Source organism: Myxosarcina sp. GI1(2024) (genome assembly GCF_053543375.1).
On sequence record NZ_JBKGTY010000001.1, the window covers coordinates 25,974 to 45,995 of the forward strand.

A 20,022-nucleotide genomic window follows, 5' to 3' on the forward strand; every position below is an offset into this window, starting at 1 on the left:
ATTAAATCTATTTAACAAGATTTATTCCCTTTCGAATTAAACACTAGGTCGGAGCGGGTCAAAATTTCAATCACCTGTTCGGCAGTAATCAAACGTTTGAGCACCACTTGTCCGATACTTGAAGCTTCATTATCATCTAAGGGACTAACTTCAATCATAATTACGGCATCTTCTACTTGATGGAGCCATAACGTTTCTTGTCGTTCCAAGATACCGCAGTTAAGACGCTCGATCTGAGGTTTACGTCTCCAACTAGAAAGATCCCAAAGTCCGCCAAATTCCCAGACTCTTCTGTAAGTCCAACCATCAGATAGAAAAAAGTATTTCACTGCTTGAAGTAACTACCAACTAACTTTGAGAAACTTTTAGATAGTAACTGATGTTACGCAGCCAAACGAGATTTGGATAGTTTGAGCTAGGACTCAGCAATCAATTTTGAACGAAATTTCAATAGTTTCAGTTGTTAAGTGCGTAACATCAGATAGTAAAAAAAAGTAAAAAGGAAATCGAACCAAGGAAATCCCTTTAACTATTTACCAGTCCCACATTACAGGATTATCATCCAAATAATCTGTTACTTGTCTGCCAATTCGGTCGATTTCTTCAACTTCTGCCTTACTAAGGCTTACTTCTACTGCCTTAGCATTATCCTTGACTTGAGTAGCGTTTCGCGCTCCGGCGATCGCATTAGTTTGAGGTTGGGCGATTAACCAAGCTAAAGATAGTTGAGCTAGAGTACAGTTGTGACGCTCGGCAATGGGTCGTAGTTGTTGCAGTGCAGTTTGGGCGCGTTGATAGTTTTGACCCTGAAATAGAATATTGTCGGCACGATGATCTCCTTCGGCAAACTGGTGGTCTGAGCCAAATTTACCGGTTAGTAAGCCTTGGGCAAGGGAAGAATATGCCAAGATAGAAATATTATTTTCGATACAGTAAGGTGCGGTATCTTTTTCGACTTTACGCCAGAACAGAGAATAGGGAGGTTGCAAGCTGTCAATTCTACCGTACTGGGAAGCCTCTTCTAATTGAGCGCGAGAGAAATTAGATACTCCGATCGCTCTAATTTTTCCTTCTTCCTTAAGTTTATTCAAGGCGTTCATGGTTTCTTCTATCGGTATGACTTCCGTATCAAAAGAACCACTGGGCCAGTGAATTTGATAGAGATCGATATAGTCAGTGGCGAGATTTTGCAAGGAGCGATCGCAAGCGGCAATTACCTCATCGTATTTGAGATGACTGGCAAAGACTTTAGAGGCATAAACTAGCTTGTCTCTCACGTCGCCTACAGCTTTAGCTACAATTTGCTCGGAATGTCCATTTCCATAAACTTCTGCCGTATCGATGGTGGTTATTCCTGCTTCATAGGCAGCGCGGATGGCTTTGATACTTTCTTCGTCTTCGATACCAGTCCACATTCTCTTTCCCGCCTGCCAAGTTCCCATGAGGATAGGAGTAATTTGAATATCGGTCTGTCCGAGCGATCGCGTTTTCATAGATTTACCTAGCTCACTACATAGCAATGATATCGAGTAATCGTCTATATAAGCAGCTCGCCCCAACAAGTTTGAGCTGAGTTACTCGAAAGCAGTCGAGCTTTTGAAAAGCTGTTAGAGTCAGCATTTAAAATCTAGCTTTTATTAAGAGCTATAGATTACCCCTGTTAAGGTGAGCGTTTGTACTAATTAATCTCGCTGCTATTCAACGAAATAATAGGGGTTTACAAGCTTATAATTCGAGACATTGCTTCGGAATATACGAAATGCTTCAAAAAGAAACTTATGAGGTTGGCGATCGCCAGCTCGAAACCCTTTTAAATTTAAGATAGTACTTTTGTTCACCTTAACAGGGCTGGAGCTATAGATATAGATGAAAAAACTTAATAAGTTTTTGCCAAGAGTCTTCAGCAGCTAAGCAGTTGTACGAAGGTCGCTCGTAACAGAAAAAGCCATGATTGGCATTGGGATAAACTTTTAACGTATAGTCTTTTTCTAGTTCTTGAAATCGATTCTCGATTTGCCCGATGCGATCGCTTGAAATAAAAGGATCTGCTCCTCCAAAGAACAAACATATGGGAATGGAAATATCTTTAATAGCTTCGATCCACTCATCAAAAACCATACCGTAGAAAACTACAGCAGCAGCTACTCGATCCGAAAATTTGGTAGCACAAAAAAAAGAAAGACCACCGCCCAAACAAAATCCAGTTACGCCAATTTTATCTGAATCGACATCGGCTCTAGACTCGATATAAGTCAGTGCCGCATCGATGTCCTGCTCGATAGGCTTGCCAAAATCAAGTTGCCACATCATTGCCATTGCTAATTCTACTTCGTCATAGTCAAACTTATTGTTTGGCAATTCACGATAATACAGATCGGGGGCGACAACCACATAGCCTTCGTTAGCAATTCTCCTAGCTACATCTTTGATATGCCGTGTCAATCCAAAAGCCTCCATTAGTAACATAACGGCTGGCTTACGGGTATTTTTAGCAGGAGAACACACAAAAGCAGGCATTGCTCCATCAGGAGTTAAAATCATTATTTCTTTTTGTTCGACTTGCATCTTGTTACCTCTATACGCCGATCGCACTTACAGATAACTTAAACAAGATGCTGCATGAGACTATAGAAGAAAACTACACAGTTTTAGTAAATTATTGCGATTTAGCGCTGAACTTTCTCGGTGTAATCCCAGTAATGTGCTTAAAATATCTAGTAAAGTGGCTCTGGTCGCAAAAGCCAACGGTAGAAGCAATTTTGGCGATATTGCAATCTTTTTGTTGTAATAAACATTTCGCTTTGACGATGCGACGCTGCAAAATATACTGGTGTGGAGTTTTACCAGTGCTTTGTTTAAACAGACGAATAAAATAATACGGACTCATTTGCGCGATCGCCGCAAGTTCGATAACTTTTAAATTACGGTCGAGATTCTCATGTATGTAATCGGTTACCTGCCGTAGTTTCGATTTGGATAAGCTATCTTCACAGCAGAAGAGTTTGGGCTTCTTAGCACAGTATTTTCTTAACAGATGAATTACTAAAGTAGTTTTAAGACTGTCAATTAATAGCTCGCTACCAATTTGGCTAAACTTCACTTCGTCTTTTAGGGTAGTAAAAATCCCTTTTATCAGTGCGTCTGACTGATTCATAAACTTAGGAATGAGAGAAATGCGATCGCAGTCTACTAAATCTCGACCTACTTCTCGAAGAAGCACGGGTTCAATTGCCAAAATTACAAACTCAGCAGAAATTTTCCAATTACATCGGTGAGCGATACCAGCAGGAATAACTGCAATGTCTCCGGGATTTCGTCTTTCTCGTACCATCTTTCCCTCTAACCGTCGTTCCCCCGGAGAGTCAGAAACTCCATAGGCAATTACGTGCATAGTATGTTGATGCTCTAGGGTTTCAAACTCTGGCTGTTGGTGTTCTTCGAGATGAATACCATCCCATCTCGAACTTGAAAGCAAAGGTGGGTTCGGTACAAAAGGAACGGATGCTTTTTGTTGTCGGTAATCTAAGAGTTTGACTGTAGGTTCTGACATCAATCTCAGTGCTCTCTAGAATGCTAGGAATCAAAAACTTTATTCCATCCAGTTTTTCGCTCGCTCCACTGCTTTTGACCACAGTTCGAAGTTAGCTTGCGCCTGGGGTTGACCTTCTCCTGGTTCAAACACGCGGTCTATTTGACGGCTGTTAACCAAAGCATGATAGTCATCGTAAAATCCGACAGCCAAACCCGCACCAAAAGCTGCACCTTGAGCAGTTGCATCGAGAATAACCGGGCGTTCTAAGGAAACTCCTAGAGCATCGGCTTGAAACTGCATTAAGAAATTATTTTTGGTCGCACCACCGTCTACTTTTAGTAGTGAAATAGGCTTATCACTGTCTCTATTAGTTGCATCAACTACTTCTTTTACCTGATAGGCGATCGCTTCTAATACGGCTCTGACCATGTGTTCGCGCTTTACTCCACCTGTAATTCCCAAAAAGGCACCGCGAGCACTCATGTCCCAGTGAGGAGCACCCAAACCACTTAAAGCAGGAACGAAGTAAACTCCGTCTGTATCGGGTACTTGTAAAGATAACGCTTCGGTGTCGGCAGCACTGTCAATTAGTTTTAAGCCATCCCGCAACCACTGAATCGAAGCACCTGTGGTAAAAATCGCTCCTTCTAAAGCGTAGTTAGTTTGTTTTTCCGTACTCCAGGCGACGGTAGAAAGTAGCTGTTCGTGCGATCGCGTTATTTCCGTTCCCGTTTGAGCTACCAAAAAGCATCCCGTACCATAAGTGCATTTCAGCAAACCTGGGCGATCGCAACCATGAGCGAATAGAGACGCTTGCTGATCGCCAAAAATCGCGGCGATGGGAATTTCTGCACCCATCAATTCGCGATTGCTATGACCAAAGATGCCCATACTGGGCAAAATTTCGGGCATGATCTGTTGTGGAATATCGAATAGTTCTAGTAACGAATTATCCCAATTTCCCGTTGACAAGTTCATCAGCATCGTGCGGCTAGCGTTACTAATATCGGTAGCGTGGACTCGTCTACCAGTAAGATTCCACAGTACCCAACTATCTACAGTGCCAGCAAGGATATTATCCCAATTGGTATCGGGCTTTTGTCGTTTTACCCAGTCTCTCAACCAAGCAATCTTCGTAGCAGAGAAATAGGCATCTAAAACTAATCCTGTTTTTTGTTGAATCTCTGCGGCTTTTCCCATATCTCGCAGTTGGTTACACATCGAAGCGGTGCGGCGATCTTGCCAAACAATAGCGGGATGCAGGGGTTCTCCTGTAGTTTTATCCCACAGCAAACAGGTTTCTCTCTGTACCGTCAAACCAATAGCGGCAATGTCTGAAACTGTAACTTGGTGCTCGTTAATAAGTTGTTTGATACAGCTTTGAGTATCTTGCCAAATCTCGGTGGCATCGTGTTCTAACCATCCAGGGTGAGGATAATATTGGGTTAACTCATGATAAACTTGACCGACTATATTTCCCTGTTTGTCAAATAAAATTGCTCTATTTCCTGTAGTCCCCAGATCGAGAGCTAGTACGTATTTATAATCAGTCATAGTACGATCATTATCCCAATTGTTTCTTAATAAGGTAGATTTACCAAAAAAGCCGCCGCTTTTGGGTATTTATTAAGTTTTATAAAATTTATCATTTTTTAAGCACCAGACACTAAGCATTAGAGAGTCGGGGGAGACTAAACAACATAGAAAAGTAGAAAGTATTGCGGAGTAGAGTTTTAATGCGACTTATTTTTCCCTTAAACTCCTGTTTGCTTTGCTCTTCCTATGTTTTCTAACACTCAATAGCTCGATGCTTGACAACTCAACCTTGTAATATAGAGACAGGCTCGTTATTAGAACTCATTATGAAAGCGCAACGCACCCGATCTCAAGAGCGAATTATCGAAGTTCTTCAAAATTTAAAACGCTCTATTTCGGCTCAAGACCTTTATATTGAACTACGTAAACGCAAACAGAATATGGGGTTAGCTACGATTTATCGTTCTCTAGAAGCCCTTAAATTACAGGGAGAAGTGCAGGTGCGGACTTTATCTAATGGCGAGTCAGTTTATAATCACGTCGGCAGCGATCGCCATCATCTTACTTGTGTCAACTGCGGCGTTTCAGTGGCTATTGATGAATGTCCCGTTCATGACTTAGAAAATCAGCTCGAAACTTCCCACCAGTTTAAAGTTTACTATCATACTCTAGAATTTTTTGGCTTGTGCGATCGCTGCCATTAGCAATTATGTATTATATTGGTAGCAAATATTTCCAATCAACGCGGCTAGCTTATGATTACTAATTCACTTAGTCGCGACTGCCTACTTGCTACCTAAAGGAAATTTAGCGATCGCGATCTAGTTTGTCTAAGTCCAACTCCACGGGAGTATACTCACCGTTGTCATTACGATTGGAAATCACGGCACGCATTCCTTCAATAGTCGAAATCATACTGCGAGGATCCATAAACATTACTTTACTACTATCACTGCTGCCCACTTGTCTACCCATATCGAGATAGCTTTGAGCGAGAATATACTGTAAAGCTTCTCGTGCCTTGGGCTCGCTTTTCAATTTTTCCGTAACTATTTGCAAAGCCTGTGCCGTAGCTTCAGCTTTGAGCACCTGTTCTTGCTGTTCGGCTTCCGCTCTCAACACGATCGCCTGTTGGTCGGCTTCAGCTTGTAAGATTGCTGCTTTTTTCATCGCTTCGGCATCTAGTACCCTAGCCTGTGCCTGACCCTGAGCCGAGTTTATTGCCGAGTCTCTTTGCCCTTCAGAAGTCAAAATAGCGGCTCTTTTTTTTCTTTCTGCTGCCATTTGTAGTTCCATCGAATCTTGGACGGCTTTAGAGGGCATAATATCCCGCAATTCCACTCTAGTAACTTTTACTCCCCAAGGATCTGTAGCAATATCTAGTTCCCGTAGGAGAATTTCGTTGATTTCGGTACGGGCGGTAAAGGTTTGGTCTAGCTCTAATTTACCCATTTCCGAGCGAATCTGGGTTAAAACTAAGTTTACCATTGCATCGCGCAGATTTTCGACTTTATAGTACGCTTTGTACATATCCATAATCCGCCAGTAAACTACCGCATCGACGGTAATCGAAACATTATCGCGGGTAATACAAGTCTGAGCGGGAATGTCTAAAACTTTTTCACGAGTAGTGTTTTTATAGACAATCTGATCGATAAAAGGCGTAACGAAATTCAAGCCTGGTTCTAATTTCTTTTTGTAGCTCCCGAGGCTTTCAACCAAATATTCTTCTTTTTCTTTAACAATTTTGACCGATCCTGCCAGTCCAGAACCAAATAATACTAAAAAAACTAAAGTTAAAAATTGTCCCATAACTATTTCCTCTTCCTCATATTTTATAAAATCAATCTGAGAGTATATTTCTCGGCAACACAATTAGAGTGTTCCCTTTTTTGCCTACTATATAAACTAATTCGTTAGAAGCAATTTCCGTGGTCTCATCGGCACATATAGCCCGCCAAGAATTACCCTCATATAAAACTCTGCCGCTTTTACCTGCAGGAATAACGGTAAGTGTTTCTCCTTCCGGGTCGTCACTACTTATGGACTTGCGCTTCGGAGTAAAAAATCGTCTAGTGAGAATAGTGAGTACAGTTGAAAACAGCAACCATAAGGCTACGAGCAAACTATACTGTGATACGACTAAAGAAACTATTGCTACCAACAGAGCAGCTATGCCCATCATAAAAGTTACAAAAGCTGTCGGCAGGACGAATTCTAGAGCACAAAGAATTACCCCGGCAATTATCCATATTAAGGTTGGATCTGGCATAGGTAGTGTTTGAATGCTATCTGACGCAATTAGGTGTAAACATTTATCTCGTCGCGGCGAGAAGACTCCTTAGACTTTAGGAGGATACGAGGCATTTAAAACTACGGAAGTTTTTCTAGATAGCCTCTTAAGGAGGAACGTATAAAAACATCTTCCTGCTTTCCTCTTCCCTCTTACTTAGTCAATTATCGTGAGGATATTCTAATTTCTATGATACTTAGCTTCGATCGCGATTGTCCTCCTATCTAGTTGAAAGTTCCTTCCTATGCAAAAATGATAAAGTTGTCTCAAAGATTAATCTGGGAGCAAAACAGACAATATGAAAAAAGGCGATCGCGTTAGGGTTAAAAAATCTGTAGTCGTATATCATTATCCCAAACAAAGAAATAAACCCTTTGACATTAAAGGTATGGAGGGAGAAGTTTTAGATATCATGCACGATTGGCAAGGAAGACCGATTAGCCCTAACTTACCCATAGTGGTGGAATTAGAGCCAAAATTTAAAGCTCACTTGCGTGAAGATGAGTTAGAAGTAATTTAAGCTCGCTCGTTTTCCAACTTACTTAAACTTTAAGTTAGGCAAAAAGTAATCGCCAATTACTGCCAGAGCGATAGTCATTCTTAACAATGTTAGACGAGCCAGTATTGAAGATTTAATCGACCTTCTTAAGTATTATTCTGCCATTGGCGATCGGGCAATTCCTTTACTATTAGAAAATTTAGAAAATCTCCAGACACCCATTTTCAATTTAAAATACGCTTGTCTCTTAGGTATCAAACAATTGGGAGAAACTAGCGGTTGGGCATCATCGGTTCGCACTGATGAAAATTTGTCGCTCATAGTAAGGCAGAGACTAAAATAAAGTCAACAGTAAATTATTTAATAATTCTTCACCAATAAGATTAATAATTTTAATAATTAGTAATTTTTCAATCTAGAAAAAGTGTGGCAAATCCCCGCTAATAATTTAACACTATCTCATAATGAAGTTCATGTTTGGCAAACTCGACTAGATCTACCAACTAACAAAATTATCCAGCTAGAAACTCTATTAACTGAAGATGAAATACAAAGAGCTAATCGGTTCTACTTTCCCCAACATCGCCGTCGTTTTATCGTTGCCAGAGGAACCTTACGCCAGCTTTTGGGTGTTTATCTCGATTTAAATGGCGAATTGCTGAGATTTGAATATAGCGAACGTGGCAAACCCAAATTGGCAGTGTCTTGGGGAACTAGCGACCTGCAATTCAATCTTTCCCATTCTGAAGAGTTGGCGTTATACGGATTTACTCGCAATCGGCGTATTGGCATCGATTTAGAATATCTACGCGACCTTAAAGATATAGAAAATATGGCACGGCGGTTTTATTCGGCAAGAGAAGCTCGACAAGTACTCAATTTAAGCGGTGAGGCACAAAAACGAGCTTTTTTGCAGATTTGGACGACTAAGGAAGCTTATCTTAAAGCTACGGGTGAAGGATTATCGAGTTTGTTAGAGACTGTAGAAACTACTATAGATCGACGAGTTATCAGATTATCCTCCGTGAATGGAGATAAAAGTATTGCCGAGGATTGGTTTATTGATAGTTTTATTCCTGCCTCTGACTATATTGCTACGGTTGCAGTAGAAAATACCAAAGTCAAACCCTCAGTTGGCTTTTGGATTGCCAACGCGGATTGTTAGAGAGTAGAAAATAAATTCAACTAAGATAAGAAAGATTGATGTTGGAATATAGAGTTTAAGAAGCGATCGATGTTTATAAACCCCAGTCAATTAACCGACAAATCAGAAATTCGTTGTATAATTTTTGGCTGTTTACCTAATATTATAGTAATAGAGACATTAAAAGAGAAATTTTTTTATGACAACCATCACTTTTGTGAAGGATAAAAAAGGCAAAGAGGAAGTAATTACCGAAGTAATTGCGGCTAACGGTGCTAATTTAAGAGAAAAAGCCCTGCAAAATAATGTTGATATCTACAAACTCAAGGGTAAATTAACAAATTGTGGAGGTGTCGGTCAATGCGCTACGTGCATTGTCGAAATACTGGAAGGAATGGAAAATCTCTCTCCCAAAACCGATTTTGAAGAAAAAAGACTGCGGAAAAAACCAAAAACCTACCGATTATCTTGTCAAACTCTAGTGAATGGACCGATTAAAGTAAAAACCAAACCGTAGTAATTAACCCAGTTGATGCAGCGATGCTCACAGTAGATGATATTCTAATAGGGTAGTAATATTCAACAAACTGCATAGGGGGTTGCTGTCGCATGGAAGTCAACGATCTAGGATTTATAGCTACTATCTTATTCGTGTTGGTTCCAACTGTATTTTTACTCATTCTCTATATCCAAACTGATAGAGGACAAAGAGAGAGATAATCAGTTGAACCCAAACATTCAACAGCTTTAAGTAAGCCATGAGACGAGCGGCATGAACGTCTGAAGCAGTCGGCTTAGATTGCAGAAGTAATTTTCGCAGTCGCCAGTTGGTAAATTCAGACGGCGCGCCCTCCTCTAAGCCTAGATTATTTGTAGCAACTACAGTTAAACAATTTAGTTAGTGGGAAATTGCGTTCTACTACCGAGCGAAAACTTTTAAAAAACTTCGATTTTAACTGAGGTTTTATATTTAATTTAGTTTAAAAAAACTAATTTAGGCGCTCGCCGATTTGGTTGGGTAGAAGAATTTAGCTCGAATAATTTGGAAATCGAGTTTTGTTTGAGTTTTATTTGCTCCCAAATGACGAGCGATTGCTAATTGCTCTTGTTTTTGTTTCTAAAAATATTTAGCACCAACTAACTTTTTAATTTTCGTTATCAAAGAAGGAGAGAGGAGTCAGAAGCCCGAATTCAAAATGATATATGCAAGCTTTTCTGTCTCCCTCGGGTTTAAGAACTACCAAGTCCCACGTGGTAGTTCTTAATTCTGTAGGGGTCTGATTCCTCTTCAGAATTAATCTTTATCTTTTGATTTCAGACTCCTGAATTCAGACTCCTGATTCAATAACAAACTGCAAGATAGACTTGAAATCTCGCTCAATGTTCGACAAATTATCTTCGGTCAAGAGAGGAACATGAACGAAAATACAGGGTAAATCGCGACGAACAGAGCGCAAAAAACTTAATATTTGATAGTACAATCCTTCACAAACAAATTTTCCTGCATCGTCACTGACGGTGGTATTAAATAACTGTTCGATCAGTTTCTCTAAATCAACCTGAGTATAGATGCAATCATCTCTACAAGTTGCATTAGATTCTATAGTAAGGTACTGTCTAGATTCTGCCATACCGCAACAAATAATTCCTTGGGGCTGTATCGCTTCGATCGCAGCGATCGCTTTTTGACTGGCTAGTTGGGTATCGACGGGAAGCCGTCTTAACAAGACTAACTCAGCCCGAGGGAATTTCCATTCCTCTACTGTAGCCAATAGGCGATCGGATGAATTATATTCTTGGCGATCGAGCCAGGTTTGAAAGGAAGTTAACAGCAGTTTATTTTTCATACCAGCTAGCTAGATCTATACTCTATTTATTCGATAACTTAAATTATGGAAGTACAATTTCGAGAATTCGATCCTTTCGATCTTTGGATTTGGTTGAAGTTTTATACGGTTCCTTCAAAAACAGAAAAACAGTACGTTGAAGAACTGTTTAACTCTTGGTTTTATCTCGGTAAGTTAGGGGGATTTAATGCAGAAAATCTCCAAGTTCAGGATGCTGGAATTGATATTAGCTATATGAACTATACTTTAGAGGATGACAAAACTTTGATGGCTCCCATGCACAACATGGGTAGTTTTGAGTATCTTGGGGTTTGGGGCAGATGCTGGTTCGATCTCGGTACGAGCGATTTGATTGCAATTGATATTTTGCTCAATGCTTTAGATCGCTTAGATAAAGAGTACGTACAGATTGAAACTACTATCATCGGCGGACAAAACGAAGATTGGTCGCTCGGCGATGGCGATCGCCATCATTATCTCCAATAAAATTCTTCCTGGTTAAATTTTTGAACTGTAACTCTGTACGGTGTTGCTCAGTAACATGGCAACCGTCATCGGTCCAATTCCCCCAGGAACGGGAGTAATGTAACCAGCCACTTCCGCCACAGCGTCGAAAGCAACATCCCCTACCAATCTTACTCTTCCTTGACTGTTTTGCTGGCGGTTAATTCCGACATCAATTACCATCGCCCCTGGTTTGACCATATCTTCGGTAACTATTTCAGGTTTGCCTACTGCTGCTACTAAAAGATCCGCATCTCGACAAACAGCAGCCAGATCTTTTGTATGGGAGTGAGCGACTGTTACGGTAGCATTTTGTTCTAACAGCATTAATGCTAGAGGTTTACCGACTAAAATACTGCGTCCTATTACTACCGCTTTTTTTCCCTGCAAGGTGAGATCGTATTCTGCTAATAATTTCATCACTCCTGCAGGAGTACAGCTACGCAATCCAGACTCACCTCTAACTAATTTACCCAAATTTACTGGATGTAGACCATCAGCGTCTTTATCGGGATGAATTGTATGTAGCAGAGAAACTGCATCTAGATGACTGGGTAGGGGTAGCTGAACTAAAATACCATCTACTTGCTCATTCTGATTTAATTCGGCAATAACTAGCTCTAACTCGGTTTGAGAAGTGTTAGCAAAATGACTTCCTACTGAAGCAATGCCTACTTGTTGACAGGCTTTTTCTTTATTACGTACGTACACGGCACTAGCAGGATTATTTCCTACCATCAGTACCGCTAGTCCTGGAGGACGACCGATTTTGGGCTGTAGCTTAGCAATACGCTCTTTAAGTTGCAGTCGAATTTTTTGGGCTAAAGCTTTACCATTTAGCAGACAAGTGGTAGGAGCAGACATAGTAGTTTTCAGTATAGTTTCAACGAGTTAAGCTAGAGAAGTTTCTTGGCGGAGATGCCTCAAAATGTTATTTGCTTCTAATGCTAAATCCAAAAGAATTAAATTTTTAACTTGGGGTATTTTCATAATTTTACTTGGAAGTTTAGCTAGTTGCGGAACGCCAGAAATTACTATTGAAGAAATTCCGCAACTAGAAAGCGGTAGGATGGTCTATCTTACAGGAAAAGTAACTCAGTCTGCTCCTTTTATCGATGGTGCCGCTTACCAGTTAGAAGACAACACTGGTAAAATCTGGGTGGTTAGCGACAAAAAACTTCCTAAATTAAATCGCAATTTAGCTATTAAGGGTGAAATTCAATATCAAAGTTTGCCACTAGCTCAACAAGAATTTGGCGATTTCTATGTCATCGAGTTGGAACGGTTAGAAACAGCTAAACCTAATAAGTAATATAACTCTAGTTTTTGTTTAATACATTTAGTCTTAAAAAAAATGGTGACACGCTGCTTATAGTTAATCTTGGGTTTTATAGTTCAACTTAATTTGCGAAGCTGGGATCTCGTTATCGATAAGAAATGAAATTAGCAAAGCGATCGCTACAATAACCAACAACCTGACTATTTATAATTGAACTATAAAATCTTCTAATCGGCAATTGAGTAGATTATGGAAGAAATACTGAAGTTAATAGTATGGTTCAAATGATTTGCGATCGCTTCCCTGTTGGTCGTTTAGAATAGTGCAATTATCTCGTCTCTATGCAATTTAAATACTGTTTATTTTTAGTACATTTAACTCGACGCACTAGTATAAAAACACAGTGCAAATCGCCAGAATAGAATTGAAAACATCAATAGAACTATAGCTAAAAAGCCAGCACCTAAAATTAAAGCAAAGTTACCGCGATCGAGCATGGCTTGAGCGGGTATGGTAGTTAGAAAGGCGACGGGAACGATAAAAGTAAAAAAGAAACGATAGGCAGCCGGATAAGCCACCATTGGGTATCTTCCTGCTTCTAATAATCCTCTTAAAACTTCAGTAACATTATAGATTTTGACAAACCAAATGCTAGTCGCACCGAGAACGAACCAGAGGCTGTATAAAATAATAAAACCAAAACTAATGGGAATGAGACTGGCTAGATAATTTAACCAATTAAAACCCAATTGGGAACCTGCATAAATAATTAAAATAATTCCAAAAACTAAATCTGGCAAACCCCAGGGAGAGACAACTCTAGTAGATAACCAAAACTGACTGCTTATTGGTTTGAGCAAAACAAAATCTAATGTGCCTTGCTCTACTTGTTGGACGATACGATTTAAGTTGGGTACTAAAAAAGTAGCAGAAAAACCTTGCAAAAGGGTGAAAATACCCAGAACGATAGTTGCTTCTTGCCAACTCCAACCTTCAAAGGTATAGCCAGTTCGATAAAATAAAAATAAGCCAAATAAACTGCCAGCTAAATTAGCAATACTGGTAAAAGTAGCAATTAAAAAATTAAGCCGATACTCCAATTCTGCAGCGATCGCGGTTGACCAAAACAAACTTAAAACTTTTAAGTAACGAGACATAATTTTTCAGAAAAATTGAAGTATTTATTACTATTCTCTACGCCAGTTCATAATGTCCCAGGTTCGCATATCCCAAGGAGTTAATTCGTAACCGGAAATATTATTTGCAAAAGCTACGACATCGGCGCGATGAACTAGTGGTATGACATGATGTCCCTCGACCAAAAGATCGTTCATAGCAATAAAAATTTGCTCTCTAGCAGCTGGATCTAACTCGGTAGTAGACTGTTGCCACAGGCGATCGTACTCTGGATTACAAAAACGCGAATTGTTATCACCAGACCAATTATTAGCTTTTTGGGGAATTTGGTCGCAAGTATAGAATTTCATGTAGGCAGCAGGATCGGGGCTAGTGTTGCCCGTAGTGTACATTTGCAAATCTGCATAAAAGCGTTCTACAGTCTCGTTAGAGCTAGGATCGCTAGAAAAATAAACGCTGGGATCGATGCTTTTTAATTCTACCCCTACATCAATAGCTTGTAAGCCCTGCTTGACTACGGTTTGAGTTTTTTGGCGCAGGGGATTGACTGAAGTTTGAAATAACACCTGCATTTCGGTACCATTTCGATCTCGAATACCGTTACCGTTAGTATCTTGCCATCCTGCTTCATCTAGTAATTGGTTGGCGCGCTCTAAATTGTATTCATAACTAGTATTCTCAGAAACGTACTGTTCGGGGGCGACTAAAAAATTCGGGGTAGCTTGACCCGTAATTCCATATAATTGCTCGGCAATAGTATCGTGATCGATCGCCAAAGTGAAAGCTTCTCTAACTTGAGGCTCGCTAAAAAAGGGGTGGGGAAACTCAACACTAGAACGTTCTCCTGAAGGGGCGACTCGATTGGGATCGCTGTGGTTGATAACAATCCTCTCCATTATAGCTCCATAATTAGCCTCTACTTTACCTTGCCCCGCGCTTTCTAGTTGCTGTAAAATTGGTGCTTCTACCTGGAGGTTATAGGCGTAGTCAGCATCTCCCGTCTGTAATACCGCTCGTGCTGCCGAAGTAGCATCGCCTCCACCTTTGAGTTCTACCCTGTCAAAACCCAATTCTTCTACTTGGCGAAATTCGGGGTTGGGTTCGTAAATAACTGTATCCCCCGGTCTAAATTCTACTACTCGATAGGCTCCAGTACCGATGGGCTTTAAATTAGCTGGTGCTTCTCTAGCATTCGCGCCGTTATAGTCTTGATAGATATGCTGGGGTAGAATCATTCCTTCACCACCAACAAAAACTAGATGCCAAGCAGGGTTAACATTTTTAAAGTTGACTCTAACCGTGTAGTCATCGAGTGCCTCAACGCTTTCAACTATATCGTAAGTACCTGCCGATACTGCACCTACTTGGGGATTAGCGATAAAGTTATAAGTAAAAACTACGTCGGCAGCAGTAAAAGGCTTACCGTCAGACCAGTTAAGGTTTTGTTTGAGTTTCCACGTAACCGATTTGCCATCGGCAGCTATACCTCCATTTTCTACCGTCGGTATTTCGGCAGCCAGAAAGGGAAACAATTCTCCCTCGTTGTTAAAACTAGCCAAAGGTTCTAAACTAATGCGACTGGCTTCGGCATCTTTAAACCCTGTAGACAGATGGGGATTGAGAATAGTAGGTGCTTGCCAATATAGTAACCTTAAGATGTTATTGTCTTGCTCAGTGGTAGATACTGTAGTGGAATTACTGCAAGCAGTTGATAAAGCAACTAAACAAAAAGAGAAAATTGATAGGAGTTTTCTAGCAGCCACGAATTTTTTGATTCCTCCACCAGTGTTCGGGTATTGGAGATATTTTAATCGATCGCCGCAACGAGAAAATTTCTAGCCAAGGCGAGGGCTGGTATTTTTACTTGAGTTATTATTTCGTGCAAATTATTAATTACTAAACCGCCAGCAAGTTTATCAAACAAAATCTTCAAAAGTATATAATTCAGTTTCATTCCCTAAATAAAATTCTTCAATATTTTTGACTGTTAAAATTGAATCAGAATTTTCAAATGTTAGGGTTTTATTGGTAGAAGATCCAGCGATAATCGTATAATTTTCTATATCGTTCGATACTTTCAATACATCCCGATCTCTACCTCCGTCGAGATAGACATTGCCACTAAAGCCGCCTATTTCAAAGAAATCGTTTCCTTCTTCTCCAAAAATTTTAGCGTTTTTAATCGCGTCTGTTTGGTCTGGTAAAAAACTAATATTTCCTGTCAATGGATCGCTTTCGATTTTTGCTGCATGAATATAATCGTTACCTTTTCCAGCTTTAATTTCGCCATTTAAAATTCCAATGCTAGTACCGTAGCCGATAATGCGATCGTCACCTTTGCCAGTTTCAATCCTGCCAGAGTTGTTAATTCCTATCCCAATGCTATCTAAAGTGATAGCTAAAGTAGAGGTAAAGGCATCACTGTTGCTGGCATCGCCAATAGCTCTAGCATTGGCGGTGGCAGTTACAAGAGCAGAAGGATTAATATCAGCCACACCAATAATCAGATCGTCACCTCTGCCGGTGTTGATTCTGCCAGAGTTATCAATTCCTACCGCTATCCCATCAGCAACAACTATTGCTTCTACTTCGGCAGCAGCAATGGCTGAGGTGTTAGCAACGGCAATTGACTCTACTTCAATTTGAGAGAGCGCTAAACTATTGGTCTCGGCCACACCAATAATCAGATCGTCACCTCTGCCGGTGTTGATTCTGCCAGAGTTATCAATTCCTACCGCTATCCCATCAGCAACAACTATTGCTTCTACTTCGGCAGCAGCAATGGCTGAGGTGTTAGCAACGGCAATTGACTCTACTTCAACTTTAGAGAGAGCTAAACTATTGGTCTCGCTATTACCGATAATGAGATTTTCAGAAGCGATTTTACCAAAAATGCAAATTCTTTTATCTAAAAACAAATCATCGTCAAAAATAACACTTTCAAATAAACTCTGTAGAATATTGTTTTCTTTAAACATAATTATCGATCTAGTGAATTACTATTAATTTCCCCAAGTTAATTTTCTAGCTAATCAACAATATTTTTTATGAAATTTGAATAAATATTTAAATTGTTGGATAAAAAAACCAAAAGATTTTTTATACGTTCTGTAAAATTTATTAATTTCACGTAAAGCAAAAACAACTAAAAAACACGCTTTAAAAACAGAGTCAGCATGATAGGATTTTTGCCTCACTCTAAACAATATGTATGTATAAGCTTAAATATGTATATAGCTGTTCTCAAACTCATGAAGTACAAAATTAAAACAACATGAACTATTTCCGTCCTGCGATCGCCGCGACACGAGGTTACACTCCTGGAGAACAACCCAAACCAGGAACGCCAACGATCAAACTCAATACTAATGAAAATCCCTATTTGCCTTCTCCTCAAGCAGTAAAGATATTACGAAATTTGGATAGCGAATGGTTGCGACGCTATCCCGATCCCTATGCCAGAGAATTTTGTCATGCAGTCAGCGAATCTATAGAAGTACCAGATGATTGGATAATCGTAACTAATGGTAGTGACGATCTGCTGAATATTATCATTCGTGCCTGTGCTGAAGGAAGAGATCGCTCCGTAGTTTATCCCATGCCTACTTATGTGTTGTATCGGACTCTATCAGCTTTGCAGCCAGCCGGTGTAGTTGAAGTTCCCTATTCTGAAGATTACCAGCTACCCGTAGATGAGATAATTGCTGCTAATGGTGCGGTTACATTTATCGCCTCTCCCAATAGTCCTTCTGGTCATGTCGTACCTTTGGAAGATTTACGTCAATTAGCTAGTAAGTTGTCGGGTATTTTAGCGGTCGATGAAGCTTACGTTGATTTTGCCGAAGCTTCCGCTTTATCCTTAGTGACAGAGTTCAATAACGTTATCATCCTGCGAACACTTTCTAAAGGATATTCTCTGGCGGGATTGCGTTTGGGTTTTGGTATCGCTAATCCCAAGGTGCTGCAAGGTTTGTTTAAAGTAAAAGATAGCTACAATATCGATGCGATTGCCACTTTAGTCGGCGCGGCGGCGATGCGCGATCGCGATTATCATGATGCTTGCGTGGCAAAAGTCAAAGCTTCAAGGGCAAAATTAGCCGTAGACTTGAGAAAATTGGGTTTTGAAGTTCGAAATTCCCAAGGAAACTTTTTACTCGTCACTCCTCCAGGCGATCGCGCCAAATACCTTTATCAAGTTTTGAAAGCAAAAGGAATCTTAGTTCGTTATTTCGATTTGCCCCGACTTGACGACAAACTAAGAATTACCGTAGGAACTGAAACACAAAATAAAATACTAATTCAGACTCTAGAGAATTTATCTATCAGCTTTTAGCTTAAAGTTACTTTTCTAAATCTTCATTTCTCCTAGCAACTGTTCCATTTCAGCCAGAGTTAGATTGCTTTGAATGTACTGAGGTTCGTTGGGATTGTAGGGACTAGCCAGGCGATCGATAGAAATGATTTTGGCATCGGGGGCAATAACTGGTATGTCTGGATTGTAAGGAGTCGGGTTAGTTAGAGAACTAGAAAAGCCATTGTAGATTGCAATTGTCTCTGGTTCGTCATCGGCACTCTCAATATTTACCAGCAAAACTTCCTGTTTGCGTTTAAGAGTATACTCTTCCAAGCGTAAACCAATTGGTTTAGACATCATAATTATTCCAGAGTTTAACAATAGCTACAAAATTACCGTTCCAAAGCCGAGCGCCCTTGTCTGCCAAGGCGAATTGCCACAAAATAAGCTAGATAAATCAGGTAAATAATTAAACCTAACGCTCCAAAAAAGCCCAATACTCCCTCGTTATTGGGTTCGGAATGAAAAAATTGCTTGTATAGTAAGGGTGCTTCCAGCCAAACCTGACAAGCAGGGGTGTTTAAAGTTTCATTAGATAAGCCACAGGACAGAAATAAAGCATTGGCGATCGCGCCTAGTAAGCAGTAAAAAGTAATTGCCCAACGCCAAGATCTAAATACTAACTTTAAAGTGCTTTTGGGTATATCCCGGATTTCTTCGTTCAAATCTACCCAAAACCATAAGGAAAAGGGAATTAGAATACGAGCGGCAAATGCAGTAAAAAATCCAATTTTCCAACCCGGAATTAGTAGGTATACGGTAATCATTAACAAGCTGGCAACTCGCCAATAAATAATTAGCAATCTTTGCATTGCTTCTTGTCTCTGAAATAAAGACCAAATTAATAATACAACCGGAATAATTACGGTTAATAGCACTCCCAAGCGATAGTCCATCCAGACTAAAGGTCTAAACCAAACTTCATTCATTAATCTAACTTGACTGTTTTTACAGTTAATACTCGAACCACTTTAATTTATCTTTGTATCAAAAGACAAATGATTATCGCTCTGGCTCAAGAGCGATCGCTTTGGAGGTGGCAAGGCTAGTTACGAAATTACCTCAAGAGTTGGTAAGTAGTAGTTAAGGTTTAAGAACTTAGAGTATCGATAGCTCGTAAACAATTCGGTAACTGCCACTACGATGAATTGAATTACACGCATTATTCCGAACCCATCGCCATTAACAATAAAAAAGTGGGAATACTACTGTAAATCCCACTGGCAATGGCTAAAAACTATTTGCAACTTTGTCTCTAAGAAAGCAGTAGCTCTTTTGAGTTTATTCTTCATACATACGACATTCAGGAGCATCGGGATTGTCATCGCAATACTGCTCTAAAGAATTCTTCTTAGGAGCTTTGGCGCGTTGGTGTGATGCTTCTGCCTGCAATTCTTCTACTGTATCCCAGGCAACGGCACAATCTTCAGAGGTATTTCCTTCAAGATCGCATACTTCTCTAGCTTTCTGTCTTTCTAAGTTAATTTGTTCTTGTATATCGCTCATTATTCCTCTTATTTCAACTTGTTTAAAATTATAATATGCCAAATTTAGTTATAACGAATCTTTTTGGTTCGGTTTGCCGATTGACCATTTTTGCCGATAGCTGCAGTAAAATCTGTCTTAAGCTATACCTTTGTTTGGTTTGTTTATGTCGGTTTTTAGTAAATAAATATGTAGCTTATTTATTGTAGCGTCTGAAAATTTTGGCTTCTTTGGGAAATGGCTGCCGATGGTTGATTGACACTAACCAATTACTCCGCCTCGTTCCCCGAATAGGTACGTAAACAAACACATTCTGCCAGACTCGGGATTATAACACTTTTTCTAGTTCCGTAGCGAATAACTGCTTAAAAGTGCCGCAAAAGTAACCCTGATGCTACTTTTACACTCCTGC

The 20,022-nt window shown here is 40.0% G+C and carries 23 protein-coding genes; 8 read left to right on the forward strand and 15 right to left on the reverse strand.

Annotation, left to right across the window (positions count from 1 at the left end; all coding sequences use genetic code 11):
• Nucleotides 1-11: 11 nt before the first annotated feature.
• The 5 genes from ACLFKQ_RS00130 to glpK all read right to left on the reverse strand — a co-directional run bounded on the left by ACLFKQ_RS00130 (nucleotide 12) and on the right by glpK (nucleotide 5,086).
• A complete protein-coding gene (locus ACLFKQ_RS00130; protein WP_448997923.1) occupies nucleotides 12-329 on the reverse strand; it encodes a hypothetical protein in 318 nt (105 codons plus the stop codon).
• Between the two features lie 204 nt (nucleotides 330-533).
• Nucleotides 534-1,493, reverse strand: a complete 960-nt coding sequence (locus ACLFKQ_RS00135) for an aldo/keto reductase (protein WP_448997924.1) — start codon at nucleotides 1,491-1,493, stop codon at nucleotides 534-536.
• A gap of 361 nt (nucleotides 1,494-1,854) precedes the next feature.
• Nucleotides 1,855-2,565, reverse strand: coding sequence for a dienelactone hydrolase family protein (locus ACLFKQ_RS00140; protein ID WP_448997925.1), 711 nt, complete (start codon nucleotides 2,563-2,565; stop codon nucleotides 1,855-1,857).
• Nucleotides 2,566-2,656: 91 nt separating this feature from the next.
• The gene (locus ACLFKQ_RS00145; protein WP_448997926.1) at nucleotides 2,657-3,550 is read right to left on the reverse strand and encodes an AraC family transcriptional regulator; all 894 of its coding nucleotides are present in this window, start codon (nucleotides 3,548-3,550) and stop codon (nucleotides 2,657-2,659) included.
• Between the two features lie 39 nt (nucleotides 3,551-3,589).
• Nucleotides 3,590-5,086: a glycerol kinase GlpK gene (gene glpK, locus ACLFKQ_RS00150; RefSeq protein WP_448997927.1), complete on the reverse strand. Its 1,497-nt coding sequence runs from the start codon at nucleotides 5,084-5,086 to the stop codon at nucleotides 3,590-3,592.
• A 308-nt stretch (nucleotides 5,087-5,394) separates the two neighbouring features.
• Here glpK and ACLFKQ_RS00155 point away from each other — a divergent pair, with 308 nt between their 5' ends.
• Nucleotides 5,395-5,772 (forward strand): Fur family transcriptional regulator, encoded by a 378-nt coding sequence (locus tag ACLFKQ_RS00155; protein ID WP_448997928.1) that lies wholly within the window; start codon nucleotides 5,395-5,397, stop codon nucleotides 5,770-5,772.
• Nucleotides 5,773-5,875: 103 nt separating this feature from the next.
• Here the strand turns inward: ACLFKQ_RS00155 and ACLFKQ_RS00160 are convergent, their stop codons facing one another.
• Nucleotides 5,876-6,880 (reverse strand): SPFH domain-containing protein, encoded by a 1,005-nt coding sequence (locus ACLFKQ_RS00160; RefSeq protein ID WP_448997929.1) that lies wholly within the window; start codon nucleotides 6,878-6,880, stop codon nucleotides 5,876-5,878.
• 31 nt (nucleotides 6,881-6,911) lie between these two features.
• Complete coding sequence (locus ACLFKQ_RS00165; protein ID WP_448997930.1) at nucleotides 6,912-7,340, reverse strand: NfeD family protein; 429 nt, start codon at nucleotides 7,338-7,340, stop codon at nucleotides 6,912-6,914.
• A gap of 319 nt (nucleotides 7,341-7,659) precedes the next feature.
• On the opposite strand from ACLFKQ_RS00165, the gene ACLFKQ_RS00170 reads away from it, so the two are divergent.
• The 4 genes from ACLFKQ_RS00170 to psbM all read left to right on the forward strand — a co-directional run bounded on the left by ACLFKQ_RS00170 (nucleotide 7,660) and on the right by psbM (nucleotide 9,724).
• Nucleotides 7,660-7,881: a ferredoxin-thioredoxin reductase variable chain gene (locus ACLFKQ_RS00170; RefSeq protein ID WP_448997931.1), complete on the forward strand. Its 222-nt coding sequence runs from the start codon at nucleotides 7,660-7,662 to the stop codon at nucleotides 7,879-7,881.
• A gap of 403 nt (nucleotides 7,882-8,284) precedes the next feature.
• Entirely contained in the window at nucleotides 8,285-9,025 is a 741-nt protein-coding gene (locus tag ACLFKQ_RS00175) for a 4'-phosphopantetheinyl transferase family protein (protein ID WP_448997932.1), read from the forward strand.
• Between the two features lie 178 nt (nucleotides 9,026-9,203).
• Nucleotides 9,204-9,521 carry a 2Fe-2S iron-sulfur cluster-binding protein gene (locus ACLFKQ_RS00180; RefSeq protein WP_448997933.1) on the forward strand — a complete coding sequence of 106 codons (318 nt, stop codon included), beginning with the start codon at nucleotides 9,204-9,206 and terminating at the stop codon, nucleotides 9,519-9,521.
• A 92-nt stretch (nucleotides 9,522-9,613) separates the two neighbouring features.
• Nucleotides 9,614-9,724: a photosystem II reaction center protein PsbM gene (gene psbM, locus ACLFKQ_RS00185; protein ID WP_448997934.1), complete on the forward strand. Its 111-nt coding sequence runs from the start codon at nucleotides 9,614-9,616 to the stop codon at nucleotides 9,722-9,724.
• A 608-nt stretch (nucleotides 9,725-10,332) separates the two neighbouring features.
• Here the strand turns inward: psbM and ACLFKQ_RS00190 are convergent.
• Entirely contained in the window at nucleotides 10,333-10,851 is a 519-nt protein-coding gene (locus ACLFKQ_RS00190) for a pyroglutamyl-peptidase I family protein (RefSeq protein ID WP_448997935.1), read from the reverse strand.
• A 45-nt stretch (nucleotides 10,852-10,896) separates the two neighbouring features.
• Between ACLFKQ_RS00190 and ACLFKQ_RS00195 the strand changes: the two genes are divergently transcribed.
• Nucleotides 10,897-11,337, forward strand: a complete 441-nt coding sequence (locus ACLFKQ_RS00195; RefSeq protein ID WP_448997936.1) for a DUF3531 family protein — start codon at nucleotides 10,897-10,899, stop codon at nucleotides 11,335-11,337.
• A 12-nt stretch (nucleotides 11,338-11,349) separates the two neighbouring features.
• Here the strand turns inward: ACLFKQ_RS00195 and folD are convergent, their stop codons facing one another.
• Nucleotides 11,350-12,219 (reverse strand): bifunctional methylenetetrahydrofolate dehydrogenase/methenyltetrahydrofolate cyclohydrolase FolD, encoded by an 870-nt coding sequence (folD, locus tag ACLFKQ_RS00200; protein WP_448997937.1) that lies wholly within the window; start codon nucleotides 12,217-12,219, stop codon nucleotides 11,350-11,352.
• Nucleotides 12,220-12,283: 64 nt separating this feature from the next.
• Between folD and ACLFKQ_RS00205 the strand changes: the two genes are divergently transcribed.
• Entirely contained in the window at nucleotides 12,284-12,667 is a 384-nt protein-coding gene (locus ACLFKQ_RS00205) for a hypothetical protein (RefSeq protein WP_448997938.1), read from the forward strand.
• Nucleotides 12,668-13,008: 341 nt separating this feature from the next.
• Here ACLFKQ_RS00205 and ACLFKQ_RS00210 read toward each other — a convergent pair whose 3' ends face one another.
• The 3 genes from ACLFKQ_RS00210 to ACLFKQ_RS00220 form a co-directional block, all read right to left on the reverse strand.
• Nucleotides 13,009-13,791, reverse strand: a complete 783-nt coding sequence (locus tag ACLFKQ_RS00210; protein ID WP_448997939.1) for an ABC transporter permease — start codon at nucleotides 13,789-13,791, stop codon at nucleotides 13,009-13,011.
• A gap of 30 nt (nucleotides 13,792-13,821) precedes the next feature.
• Nucleotides 13,822-15,534 (reverse strand): peptide ABC transporter substrate-binding protein, encoded by a 1,713-nt coding sequence (locus tag ACLFKQ_RS00215; RefSeq protein WP_448997940.1) that lies wholly within the window; start codon nucleotides 15,532-15,534, stop codon nucleotides 13,822-13,824.
• Nucleotides 15,535-15,687: 153 nt separating this feature from the next.
• The gene (locus ACLFKQ_RS00220; protein WP_448997941.1) at nucleotides 15,688-16,749 is read right to left on the reverse strand and encodes a hypothetical protein; all 1,062 of its coding nucleotides are present in this window, start codon (nucleotides 16,747-16,749) and stop codon (nucleotides 15,688-15,690) included.
• 296 nt (nucleotides 16,750-17,045) lie between these two features.
• On the opposite strand from ACLFKQ_RS00220, the gene hisC reads away from it, so the two are divergent.
• A complete protein-coding gene (gene hisC, locus ACLFKQ_RS00225) occupies nucleotides 17,046-18,104 on the forward strand; it encodes a histidinol-phosphate transaminase (protein WP_448997942.1) in 1,059 nt (352 codons plus the stop codon).
• A 15-nt stretch (nucleotides 18,105-18,119) separates the two neighbouring features.
• On the opposite strand, the gene ACLFKQ_RS00230 is transcribed toward hisC, so the two are convergent.
• From ACLFKQ_RS00230 to ACLFKQ_RS00240, 3 genes are all read right to left on the reverse strand, one after another.
• On the reverse strand, nucleotides 18,120-18,422 hold the full coding sequence (locus ACLFKQ_RS00230; RefSeq protein WP_448999416.1) for a DUF7734 family protein: 303 nt from the start codon (nucleotides 18,420-18,422) through the stop codon (nucleotides 18,120-18,122).
• Nucleotides 18,423-18,457: 35 nt separating this feature from the next.
• Nucleotides 18,458-19,054 carry a DUF3177 family protein gene (locus ACLFKQ_RS00235; protein WP_448997943.1) on the reverse strand — a complete coding sequence of 199 codons (597 nt, stop codon included), beginning with the start codon at nucleotides 19,052-19,054 and terminating at the stop codon, nucleotides 18,458-18,460.
• Between the two features lie 352 nt (nucleotides 19,055-19,406).
• Complete coding sequence (locus tag ACLFKQ_RS00240; protein ID WP_448997944.1) at nucleotides 19,407-19,631, reverse strand: CP12 domain-containing protein; 225 nt, start codon at nucleotides 19,629-19,631, stop codon at nucleotides 19,407-19,409.
• Nucleotides 19,632-20,022: the final 391 nt, after the last annotated feature.

Bases quoted from the DNA above. Each gene is read 5' to 3' on its own strand.
- ACLFKQ_RS00135 (WP_448997924.1), bottom strand. From the start codon at position 1,493: ATGAAAACGCGATCGCTCGGACAGACCGATATTCAAATTACTCCTATC.
- ACLFKQ_RS00140 (WP_448997925.1), bottom strand. From the start codon at position 2,565: ATGCAAGTCGAACAAAAAGAAATAATGATTTTAACTCCTGATGGAGCA.
- ACLFKQ_RS00145 (WP_448997926.1), bottom strand. From the start codon at position 3,550: ATGTCAGAACCTACAGTCAAACTCTTAGATTACCGACAACAAAAAGCA.
- glpK (WP_448997927.1), bottom strand. From the start codon at position 5,086: ATGACTGATTATAAATACGTACTAGCTCTCGATCTGGGGACTACAGGA.
- ACLFKQ_RS00155 (WP_448997928.1), top strand. From the start codon at position 5,395: ATGAAAGCGCAACGCACCCGATCTCAAGAGCGAATTATCGAAGTTCTT.
- ACLFKQ_RS00160 (WP_448997929.1), bottom strand. From the start codon at position 6,880: ATGGGACAATTTTTAACTTTAGTTTTTTTAGTATTATTTGGTTCTGGA.
- ACLFKQ_RS00165 (WP_448997930.1), bottom strand. From the start codon at position 7,340: ATGCCAGATCCAACCTTAATATGGATAATTGCCGGGGTAATTCTTTGT.
- ACLFKQ_RS00170 (WP_448997931.1), top strand. From the start codon at position 7,660: ATGAAAAAAGGCGATCGCGTTAGGGTTAAAAAATCTGTAGTCGTATAT.
- ACLFKQ_RS00180 (WP_448997933.1), top strand. From the start codon at position 9,204: ATGACAACCATCACTTTTGTGAAGGATAAAAAAGGCAAAGAGGAAGTA.
- psbM (WP_448997934.1), top strand. From the start codon at position 9,614: ATGGAAGTCAACGATCTAGGATTTATAGCTACTATCTTATTCGTGTTG.
- ACLFKQ_RS00190 (WP_448997935.1), bottom strand. From the start codon at position 10,851: ATGAAAAATAAACTGCTGTTAACTTCCTTTCAAACCTGGCTCGATCGC.
- ACLFKQ_RS00195 (WP_448997936.1), top strand. From the start codon at position 10,897: ATGGAAGTACAATTTCGAGAATTCGATCCTTTCGATCTTTGGATTTGG.
- folD (WP_448997937.1), bottom strand. From the start codon at position 12,219: ATGTCTGCTCCTACCACTTGTCTGCTAAATGGTAAAGCTTTAGCCCAA.
- ACLFKQ_RS00205 (WP_448997938.1), top strand. From the start codon at position 12,284: ATGTTATTTGCTTCTAATGCTAAATCCAAAAGAATTAAATTTTTAACT.
- ACLFKQ_RS00210 (WP_448997939.1), bottom strand. From the start codon at position 13,791: ATGTCTCGTTACTTAAAAGTTTTAAGTTTGTTTTGGTCAACCGCGATC.
- ACLFKQ_RS00220 (WP_448997941.1), bottom strand. From the start codon at position 16,749: ATGTTTAAAGAAAACAATATTCTACAGAGTTTATTTGAAAGTGTTATT.
- hisC (WP_448997942.1), top strand. From the start codon at position 17,046: ATGAACTATTTCCGTCCTGCGATCGCCGCGACACGAGGTTACACTCCT.
- ACLFKQ_RS00230 (WP_448999416.1), bottom strand. From the start codon at position 18,422: ATGTCTAAACCAATTGGTTTACGCTTGGAAGAGTATACTCTTAAACGC.
- ACLFKQ_RS00235 (WP_448997943.1), bottom strand. From the start codon at position 19,054: ATGAATGAAGTTTGGTTTAGACCTTTAGTCTGGATGGACTATCGCTTG.
- ACLFKQ_RS00240 (WP_448997944.1), bottom strand. From the start codon at position 19,631: ATGAGCGATATACAAGAACAAATTAACTTAGAAAGACAGAAAGCTAGA.